The organism is Pseudarthrobacter sp. Hb11 (genome assembly GCF_059383655.1).
In genome coordinates, this window is sequence record NZ_JBWZCM010000021.1 from 20,395 (window position 1) to 27,784 (window position 7,390).

At 66.9% G+C, this 7,390-nt stretch carries 6 protein-coding genes; 2 read left to right on the top strand and 4 right to left on the bottom strand.

Annotated elements, in window-relative coordinates; translation table 11 throughout:
* Positions 1–57: 57 nt before the first annotated feature.
* The 4 genes from AC50X7_RS18290 to AC50X7_RS18305 all read right to left on the bottom strand — a co-directional run bounded on the left by AC50X7_RS18290 (position 58) and on the right by AC50X7_RS18305 (position 4,159).
* Entirely contained in the window at positions 58–831 is a 774-nt protein-coding gene (locus AC50X7_RS18290) for a DeoR/GlpR family DNA-binding transcription regulator (RefSeq protein WP_494980315.1), read from the bottom strand.
* A gap of 132 nt (positions 832–963) precedes the next feature.
* A complete protein-coding gene (pdxA, locus tag AC50X7_RS18295; protein WP_494980316.1) occupies positions 964–1,968 on the bottom strand; it encodes a 4-hydroxythreonine-4-phosphate dehydrogenase PdxA in 1,005 nt (334 codons plus the stop codon).
* Complete coding sequence (locus AC50X7_RS18300; RefSeq protein ID WP_494980317.1) at positions 1,968–3,173, bottom strand: four-carbon acid sugar kinase family protein; 1,206 nt, start codon at positions 3,171–3,173, stop codon at positions 1,968–1,970. The genes pdxA and AC50X7_RS18300 overlap by 1 nt, the downstream gene beginning before the upstream one ends.
* Positions 3,170–4,159 (bottom strand): 2-keto-3-deoxygluconate permease, encoded by a 990-nt coding sequence (locus tag AC50X7_RS18305; RefSeq protein ID WP_494980318.1) that lies wholly within the window; start codon positions 4,157–4,159, stop codon positions 3,170–3,172. Before AC50X7_RS18305 ends, AC50X7_RS18300 begins: the two co-directional genes overlap by 4 nt.
* A gap of 218 nt (positions 4,160–4,377) precedes the next feature.
* Here AC50X7_RS18305 and AC50X7_RS18310 point away from each other — a divergent pair, with 218 nt between their 5' ends.
* On the top strand, positions 4,378–5,328 hold the full coding sequence (locus AC50X7_RS18310) for a lipid kinase (RefSeq protein ID WP_494980319.1): 951 nt from the start codon (positions 4,378–4,380) through the stop codon (positions 5,326–5,328).
* A gap of 109 nt (positions 5,329–5,437) precedes the next feature.
* On the top strand, positions 5,438–7,264 hold the full coding sequence (locus AC50X7_RS18315) for a gamma-glutamyltransferase family protein (RefSeq protein WP_494980320.1): 1,827 nt from the start codon (positions 5,438–5,440) through the stop codon (positions 7,262–7,264).
* Positions 7,265–7,390: the final 126 nt, after the last annotated feature.

The following is a 7,390-nucleotide window of genomic DNA, read 5'->3' on the forward strand; positions in this document are numbered from 1 at the left end:
AGGGGTGAAACCCCTCCCATCGGCGCTGCTGGCGCGGTGATCCGGTCAGTCAGGGGCTCAGCCGCCGACCTGCGCCACCTCAACCTGCACGCCGGCGTCCCGGAACTTCTGCACCTGCTCGGGGTCGGCGCGGTCGTCCGTTACCAAAGTCCAGGGGAGGGCCAGCCGCGCCCACGCGTGGAACGGCCGGAGCCCGAGCTTGGAGGAATCCGCCAGCACGTACACAGCATTCCCGCGCCGGGCCATGAGTTCCTTGAGGCGGGTCTGCTCGTGGCTGGCCTCGCAGATGCCGTCCTCGGCCGTGACGGCGTCGGCGCCGAGGAAGACGCGGTCGAAGCTCATCCGCTCCAGCGCCGCCTCTGCCAGCGGTCCCACAAAACTTTGCGAAACGCTCCGCAGCCGGCCGCCCAGGCAGTCCACCTCGATGCCCTCGGAGTCAGCGAGTTCCTGCATGGTGTTGATGCCCGGCGTCGTCACGGACAGTTTTTCGAACCCGCGCAGTTCGTGGGCTAAAGCACCCGCGGTGGAGCCGGCGTCGAGCAGGATGTTCTCCCCGGGCCGGATCACGGACGCTGCCCAGCGGGCGATGGCATGCTTTTGCTCGAACGCCTCGCCGGTGCGTTGCCGCAGTGACGCCTCCGGGTGCGCGCCCAGGGCCATGGCCCCGCCGTAGGTCCGGGCCAGCCGGCCCTGCCCATTCAGCAGGGCAAGGTCTCGGCGGATGGTGGAGGCGGTCACCTCGAACCGGGCGGAGAGTTCCTCCACGGAGGCGAGACCGGTGGTGACGGCGAGGTGGTAAATCTCCTCGCGCCGCGCGTTTGCGCTCAGCATTCCCGGTCTCCTTCCCGTGGCAGTGGTAACCATGCTAGTTCCGGCTCCCGGCTTCAGGCTCAACCGCGGGGCGGAGACGAGTACGGCCGGTCAGCAATTCTACGCTGACCGGCCGTTACTCTTGATTTCGCTTTAGAGAGCTTCCTCGCGCGTCGGCGCCAGGTCCACTGCCTGGCGCAGTGCTTCAAGAAGCGACTCGTGGTCGGCGATGTTCTTGCCGGCGATGTCGAAGGCCGTGCCGTGGTCAACGGACGTGCGAACCACGGGGAGACCCACGGTGATGTTCACGCCGTTCTCCAAGCCGAGGACTTTGACCGGGCCGTGGCCCTGGTCGTGGTACTGGGCGACGACGAGGTCGAAGTCGCCGCGGCCGGCCAGGAAGAACAGGGTGTCGGCCGGGAGCGGGCCGAAGGCGTTGATGCCGTCAGCCTGGGCTTTCTCGATGCCGGGCTGGATCTTCTCAGCCTCTTCGCCATAACCGAACAGTCCGTTTTCTCCGGCGTGCGGGTTGATGGCGCATACCGCGATCTTCGGGTTCTCGATCCCGGAGGCCTGCAGCAGCTCGTGTCCACGCTTGATGGTCCGGTACACCAGGTCACCGTTGATCTTGGCGATCGCGTCGATCAAGCCGATGTGGGTGGTGACGTGGATGACGCGCATCTTGGGGGCGGTCAGCATCATGGACACTTCCTCGGTGCCGGTCAGTTCGGCGAGGAGTTCAGTGTGGCCGGGGTACTTGTGGCCGGCGGCGTGCAGGGCTGCCTTGTTCAGCGGTCCGGTGCAGATCGCATCCACCTGGCGGTCCATGGCCAGCTGAACGGCTTTCTCTATGAAGAGGTAGGAACCGTGTCCGGCCGCGGCGGAAAGCTCGCCCCAGGCAAGGTCCTCCGGGATGCAGTCGATGTCGAGGACGTCGATGGTGCCCTCATCGAACAGGGCCTCCGACGGAGCCGCGACCTTGCGCAGCGTCAGCGGGCTGGCCACGATGTCCGCAGCAAGCTGCAGCCGGCGAAGGTCGCCGATGACGAGCATGCGGGCCTTTGACCGGAGTTCCGCGTCTGCCAGGGCTTTGACGATGATTTCCGGGCCAATACCGGCTGCATCGCCCATGGTGATGGCAACTATCGGGCGTCCCATTATTTGATGCTCATTTCAGTCGTTGTGCCAGTGAGAAATTGTGTGGTCCGGGCCAGCGTACCGGCGTCCCCGAACGCGCCGGCCTTGGTGACCAGCAGGGGGAGGGGTTCGGGCAGCAGGCTCATTACCACCCCGGGTTCAATCTCCCCGAGGACGGTGAAGCTGCCGGCGCCGAGGGCTTTCAGGACTGCCGTGGCGGTTTCCCCGCCGGTCATGACGAGCGCGTCGCAGTGCCCGATCCCGGCAGCGGTGGCGCGGGCCAAGGCCTCTGCCACAACCAGTGCCTGCGACTTGTCGATGGTTCCCATCGGATCCGGCGTCAGCACCACATCACTCCGGGTCATCGCATCTGCAACCTGGCGGGCAACCGCCGGCTCCTCCAGCGCGCTGTGGTCCAGCGTGATGTGCTCGGCGCCGGCCGCGACGAGTGCCTCGGTCTGCTGACGGGCAAGACTGGAGTAGCTGCCGATTACCGTCAGGGTCCGGCTGATGCGGAGGACCTGCGCATTCCGCGCACCCGTTCCTTCTTCACGTGCAGCAATATGCCCAGCCAGTCCGCCCGAGCCCACCAGGAGCGCCGGGAACTCCAACAGTTCCGCAGCCGCCGCGATGACCTTTAGGTCCTGGTCCGAGGAGGCGTCCAGTACGACGGCGTCAATCCCGCGTTCCTGCACGTCCCGCAGGTGCGCCGCGAGTTCCTCCGGCGTGCGTCCGGAAGTTCCGGCCGCCGCTTCGGCGGTGAGGCCGCCGTCGGCAAGTGCACCGGAGACGTCGCCGCCGAAGCTTCCTGCAGTGTTTTGAACGCCGCCCACGTGGACGATGCCGCCCCGGGTGGTCCTGCCCGTGGCCGGGAATGCCGGAGCCACAATGGCCAGGCCCTTGCCGTGGCCCTGGGCGATCCCTGCCAGTGTTGCCGCCACCTCGGCACCGACGTTGCCTCGAAGCAGCGAGTCGATCTTCTTGAAGACCCGGCGGTCCTGCCCGAGGGCGCGCCTGACGGCGGAGGTGACTGCCAAGGCTGCCTCCTCCGCGGCCAGGTAGCGGCTCTCCGTGTTGATCGAAAGGATCTCTGCCTCAGGCCAGGTGCCGTCGACGTCGAGGATTACGGAACTGGTGTTTGAGGGTCCGTAGGCTGCGGCAGCATCTGCCGCTCCCGTGAGGTCGTCGGCGATGATTGCCCATCGCGGAGCTGCGGAGGAGCTCATACTGCTGCGGATACCTCGGGTGTTGCGGCTGCCTCTTTATTCTTGAGGCGCTTGGCGTACCAGGCGACCATGAGGGGGCAGCCGATGGCGGTGACCACTACGGACGCGGCAACCAGGACCGTGGCGGGTCCGGCGGCGGGGAGGTATGCAGGGTTGGCTGCAGCCACCAGCATGGGCACGGTTGCGGCGTTACCGGCGGTGGTGGCCGCCGCCAGGCCGGCCAGGCCGGTGCCTCCGGTCAGCTTGTCAGCGAAGAAGAGCACAGCGCCGCCGACGATCAGCACGAACAGGCCAAGTGCGATACCCAGCAGGCCGGCACTGAGCACCTTTTCGAGGTTTAGGCCGAAGCCAAGGGCCAGGGCGAAGAACGGAATGAGAACGGGGGCCGCAGAGGAGAGGAACTTACGCATTGCCGGGTCCAGGGTGCCCAGCAGGACTCCGAGGAGCAGGGGGATGATGGCGCCAACAAGGGCCTGCCACGGGAAGGCCGACAGGCCGGCCACGCCCAGGGTGAGCATCGTCAGGAAGGGACCCGATTCGAGCGTCATGACGGAGTACGCGGCAACGTCCTTGGGCTTGCCGTACTGGCCCATCAGCGCCATGTACAGTCCGCCATTGGTGTCATTCAGGGCTGCCAGGATGGCCAGGACGGACAGGCCGGCAAGCAGCCCGCCCTCGATGGGAAGTTCAGTCATGAACCTGCCGGCGATGACGCCGATGATCACCGCGAACAGGACCTTGGTGCCGAAAAGGACCCCGCCCTTTTTCAGGATGTACGGGGTTGCCTTGATGTCGATGCTTGCTCCCATGCAGACATAGAACACGGCGAGGATGGTGGTGCCGCCGGTGAAGAGGGCGCCGGTGAACGAACCGAAGAACTTAGCGGAATCCGGTGCGAAAGTGGCCAGAAGGGCACCGATAAGCAGGGGAATCAACATCATGCCGCCGGGAACTTTCTCCATGGTGGCCTTGATTGGAACAGACATCAATCAACCTCATTGTTGGGGGGAGTGAGTGGGGAGGGGGATCGAGCCACCCGGCTCGGATCATGATTAAGATCATAGGGCGACTGCGCGTTTAGCGCAAGCCCTGTGCGCGGAACGCGCACAACCTCTCCGTCCGCTGGTGGAGCTTGTCGAGGCCGACCCACGTCCTATCGGTTTCGGCACCCCTTTCCACAGGTCAACGACTTAACATGTCCCACATGAAGGTTGCCCGGGAGGCGCGCTCTGCTGCCGTAGTGATCAACGCTGGTTCGCGCCGCGGGGCCGCGGCATACGAACTGGCATTGGAGAAGTTGAAAAGCGCAGGCGTGCCGGTCACCTCCGTGCACCGCGTGGTCACGGGCGCGGAACTGTCCGGGGCCCTCGGCCAGGTGGTGGACGGGAACGACCTGGTGGTTGTCGGCGGCGGTGACGGAACCGTGTCCTACGCTGCCGGCAAAGTTGCCGGCACCGACGTCATGCTCGGCGTATTACCGCTGGGCACGGCCAACGACCTCGCCCGAACGCTTGAGATACCGAGTAACTTGGCCGAGGCGTGCGCTGCCATCGCCGACGGGAAGGTGGTGGACATCGACCTCGGCCGTGCCAACGGTCAGCCATTCCTCAACGTCGCTTCCGTTGGCTTGTCGGTGGGCGTTACTGAGGCTCTCAGCCCCCGCCTGAAAAGGGTCATCGGGCCGTTGGCCTACGGCGTTGCCACCCTGCGCGCCTATGCCCGGCACAAGCCGTTCAGGGCCCGGCTCGAGTTCCCCGAGGGGGACCACGAGCCCATGGAGCTCGAGAACCTGCTTCAGGTGGCCGTCGGGAACGGCCGGCACTACGGCGGCGGCAATATGGTCTCCCCAACGGCAGGGATCGACGATCACACCCTGGACATCTACGCCATCCCGGCGGGGCCGCTCCGCGACCACGTGAGTATCGCCCGTCTGCTCAAGGACGGAAGTTTCGTCAAGCACGATCGGGTGTACCATCTGACCAGCCGGCGTGTCCGGCTTGTCACCGAGCCGCCGCTGTCGGTGAACCTCGACGGCGAAATTGCCGCGATCACGCCGGCCGACTTCACCATCGAGCGCAATGCGGTTCACGTTGTGGTGCCTCAGGGCAGCAACAGCGCACTGTTCGACGGACCGGGCGCCGCGGGCGGGCCGTGAAAAATCATTAGCCTTGCTGTCCCTGTCCGCTGCCTCCCGCATAACCCTGTTCGGCGACACGCGCGGCAACGGCCTTGGACCTCCCGCCCACCAGCCGAAAGAATCAAGCGTGACCTACACGCCTGCGCACACGTTCACCACCCGCCCCACCCTTCAGGGCACTTTCGGCATGACGGCATCCACCCACTGGCTGGCCACGGCATCCGCCCAGGCGGTTCTGGAGCGGGGCGGGAACGCCTTCGACGCCGCCGTCGCCGGAGCATTTGTCCTTCACGTGGTGGAGCCGCACCTGAACGGTCCGGGCGGGGACATGACGGGCGTGTTTGTCACCGCCGGCAACCCTTCCGAGCCGGTGGTGCTGATGGGGCAGGGTCCTGCTCCGGCCGCGGCAACCCGGGAGCATTACCTGGCCGAAGGGCTGGAACTGGTGCCCGGCGCCGGCGCGCTCGCCGCCGCCGTCCCGGCCGCCGTCGACGCCTGGCTGCTCCTCCTGCGCGACCACGGCACGTGGGAGCTGGCGCACGTGCTGTCCTTCGCCATCGGTTACGCCCGCAACGGCCACCCCGTCCTGGGCCGCGTCTGCAGCACCATAGCCTCCGTGGCGGGGCTTTTCACCGAGCATTGGCCGACGTCGGCCGCCCTCTGGATGCCCGACGGGAGAGTCCCAGCGGGCGGCGACATCGTAAAGAACCCGGCCTATGCCGGCGTCCTTGAGCGGCTCATCGCCGCCGGCTCGCCGGCAGGGGAGGAGGCGGGATCCCGGGAAGCACGGATCGACGCCGCACGGCTGGAGTGGCGCGAGGGCTTCGTTGCGAAGGCAGCCGTCGCGTTTCTCGCCGGGCCGCACCGCCACTCCTCCGGCACGGACCATGCAGGAGTCATCACGGAAGCGGACTTCGCAGGATTCGCTGCAGGCTACGAACCCGCCGCCACGCTTGAGTTCCGGGGCCACATCATTGCCAAGACTGGGCCGTGGGGGCAGGGCCCGGCGCTGCTCCAGACGCTGGCGGTCCTGGACGGGTTCGATGACGAGTATCTGGACCCGTCCACAGCCCTCGGCGCGCACACCATCCTTGAGGCGCAGAAGCTGGCCATGGCTGACCGGGAGGCCTACTACGGCGACGCCGCGGTGCCGTTGGACCACCTGTTGAGCCCGGAGTACGCGGCCGGGCGCCGGCAGTTGATTGGCCAGCAGGCCTCGCACGAGTTCCGACCCGGCCGGGTGCCCGGCCACGAGCCCTTCATTCCGCCGCTGCGCACGCAGTACCTCCCGCCATCGCTCGCTGAACGCGGCGAACCTGCCTTCGCAGGCGTCGGTGAGCCGACTGTTATGCCCACCGGGGAGACGCGCGGGGACACCTGCCACCTCGACATCGTGGATCAGTGGGGGAATATGGTGTCAGCCACGCCGTCGGGCGGGTGGCTCCAATCTTCCCCGACCATCCCTGAGCTTGGCTTCTGCCTGGGCACGCGGCTTCAGATGACATGGCTCGAGGACAACGCCCCGTCCACCCTGACCCCGGGCAAACGGCCGCGCACCACGCTGACTCCCACGCTGGTCCTGAAGGACGGCAAGGCGGTGGCTGCCCTCGGATCGCCGGGGGGCGACCAGCAGGACCAGTGGCAGCTGCTGTACCTGCTCCGCACGATTGTGGGTGGCTACGAGCCCCAGCAGGCCATCGACGCGCCCGCGTTCCACACCACGTCTATCCCCGGGTCCTTCTGGCCGCGCACCTGGACGCCGGGCGGGACCGTTGTTGAAGACCGCCTCGGTGATGACGTGATCAGCGAACTCGAAGAGCGCGGGCACGTGGTTACCCGGGCAGGGGATTGGGCTTTGGGCCGGCTTTCAGCAGTGGTGCGTGACCCGGAAACAGGCGTGCTAAAGGCTGCCGCCAACCCCCGGGGCGCGCAGGGCTACGCGGCGGGGCGCTAGGAACAAGGACAAAACACTGCAAGACAATGGCCCCGGGGGCAGACGAAAACGGGGCCGGGGGAAGTGTGTAGTTGGTGATGCGGGGTGGGGCCGGTGGGGTGTTTCGGGGCGTGTCCTGGTGTGGTT

Excerpts from the sequence above, each read along its gene's own strand:
- AC50X7_RS18290 (WP_494980315.1), bottom strand. The coding sequence starts at position 831 with ATGCTGAGCGCAAACGCGCGGCGCGAGGAGATTTACCACCTCGCCGTC.
- pdxA (WP_494980316.1), bottom strand. The coding sequence starts at position 1,968 with ATGGGACGCCCGATAGTTGCCATCACCATGGGCGATGCAGCCGGTATT.
- AC50X7_RS18300 (WP_494980317.1), bottom strand. The coding sequence starts at position 3,173 with ATGAGCTCCTCCGCAGCTCCGCGATGGGCAATCATCGCCGACGACCTC.
- AC50X7_RS18305 (WP_494980318.1), bottom strand. The coding sequence starts at position 4,159 with ATGTCTGTTCCAATCAAGGCCACCATGGAGAAAGTTCCCGGCGGCATG.
- AC50X7_RS18310 (WP_494980319.1), top strand. The coding sequence starts at position 4,378 with ATGAAGGTTGCCCGGGAGGCGCGCTCTGCTGCCGTAGTGATCAACGCT.